Origin of the sequence: Streptomyces sp. 8L (assembly GCF_020176795.1) — a bacterium.
GTDB lineage: Bacteria > Actinomycetota > Actinomycetes > Streptomycetales > Streptomycetaceae > Streptomyces.
In genome coordinates, this window is sequence record NZ_JAIUKE010000836.1 from 1 (window position 1) to 1,987 (window position 1,987).

Below are 1,987 nucleotides of genomic sequence, written 5' to 3' on the forward strand. Positions count from 1 at the left end.
CAAGGCTAACGGCCCCCCGCCCCCCCCCCCCCGCCCCCCCCGCCCCGCCCCGCCCCGCGAGGCAGGGGCGGAACCGGTGACCGGTCCCGCCCCTGCCCGTACCTCCTGCGCGTGCCCCGCGGCTCAGCCGGTTCCAGGGCTCAGTGGCCGCCGGCTCCGAGGTCTACCGGCTCGGTGTCCGCCCGGGCTCAGTGGCCGCCGGCCGCCTCCACGACCGGCGCCGAGGGGGCCGTTCCCCGCGCCTCCGCGCTCGGGGCCTCCTCCTGCGCGTTCCGCGCGTCCCGCGCGTTCTCCGCTGTCGTGCGGTGGCGTCCCAGCACCGTCAGGGCCACCAGCGACGCCACGGCCACCACGGCCGCGCCGATCCAGAGCGCGGGCCGCGTGCCGTCCACGAACGCCTGGGCGCTGCCGTAGCCTCCGCGTGCGGAGAACACCGCGCCGAGCGTCGCCACCCCGAGCGCGCCGCCGACCTCGCGCAGCGCGTTGTTCGCACCGGACGCGATGCCCTGGTCGCCCTCCCGCACCCCCGACATGACCAGCGCGCCCGCCGGGGCGAAGTACAGCGCCATGCCGACCCCGCTCAGGATCAGAGCGGGCAGCTGCGTCCCGTACGAGACACCCGGGGCGATCACCGCCGCGAACCACGCGAGCCCTGCCGCCTGGAGCGCGAGGCCCGTGCCGACGACGAGCCGCCCGCCGAAGCGGTCGTGGAGGACGCCCGCGATCGGCGAGACGACCAGCGGCATCGCGGTCCACGGCAGCATCCGCAGGCCGGCCTCGGTGGGCGAGTAGCCGAGGACGCCCTGGAGGAACTGGCTGAGCAGGAAGATCGAGCCGAACATCCCGACGAACATCAGCAGCGACGCCGCGTTGATGCCCGCGAACGTCCGGTTCCGGAACATCCGCAGCGGCAGCATCGCGTTCGGATCAGTGCTCGAATGCCGTACGAACAGGCCCACGAGCACCGCGCCCAGAATCAGCCCGAGCAGGACGCGGGCGCTGGTCCAACCGTTCGAGTTGGCGGTGACGAGCGCGTACACGATGCCGAAGAGGCCGGTGCTGATCAGGACGGTGCCGGTCACATCGAGCCGCGGCCTGGGCCCGCGCGACTCCGCGAGACGGAGCCGGGCGAGGGGCAGCAGGACGACGCCGACAGGAACGTTCAGCCAGAAGATCCACTGCCAGGACAGGTGTTCGGTGAGGCTGCCGCCGACCAGGGGCCCCGCGGCGACCGCGAGCCCGGAGAACGCGCTGAAGATGCCGAGGTACGCGCCCCTTCGCGCCGCGGGCACCGCCGCCGTGAGAAGGGTGAGCGCGAGCGGCATCATGATCGCCGCGCCCACGCCCTGCACCGCGCGGGCCGCGATCAGCGGACCGACGCCGCTCGACAGTGCCGCCGCCGCGGAAGCCGCCGAGAAGGTCGCTATGCCGGCGACGAACAGTCTGCGCCGGCCGAACCTGTCGCCCAGCGCGGCCCCGAACATGAGCAGGACGGCGAAGGTGAGCGTGTACGCGTTCACCGTCCACTCCAGGTCGTCCAGTGATCCGCCGAGGTCCGCGCGGATCGAGGGAAGCGCCGTGGTGACAACGAGGTTGTCGAGCGCGGCCATGAAGCCGGCGACGGCCGTGACGGCGAGCGCCCAGCCGGCTCGGCGCCTGCCGGGCTCCGCAGGCGTGGGTTCTGTGGGTGCGGGCTCCGTGTGTGCGGAGGTGTCTGTACTGCTGGTGGTTCTCTCGTTCATGCCGATCCCCCAGATCGATTGACGAGCGTTGTCTGCGTGACGTGCGTGATGTATGTGCTGTACGTGGCACATGCGCCGTACGTGGCGTAAGTGCCTGGCGTATGTGCCGTGCCTGGCGTGCGGGGCCCGTATGGCCGCGTCGCACATAAGAAGTGATTGATCAATAACTTTCGCGGGCATGAGTCACCGCGGCGAGGCGCTGCCGGACGAGAGGACCGACCGACTCCACCGGCCGTCCCCCGATC

General features: G+C 72.5%; 1 protein-coding gene. It reads right to left on the reverse strand.

What is annotated here, in order from left to right:
* Positions 1-188 precede the first annotated feature (188 nt).
* Entirely contained in the window at positions 189-1,742 is a 1,554-nt protein-coding gene (locus LCE31_RS39260) for an MFS transporter (RefSeq protein WP_225023040.1), read from the reverse strand.
* Positions 1,743-1,987: the final 245 nt, after the last annotated feature.

What these genes read in the sequence shown, in the direction of transcription:
- LCE31_RS39260 (WP_225023040.1), bottom strand. Translation starts at nt 1,742, where the DNA reads ATGAACGAGAGAACCACCAGCAGTACAGACACCTCCGCACACACGGAG.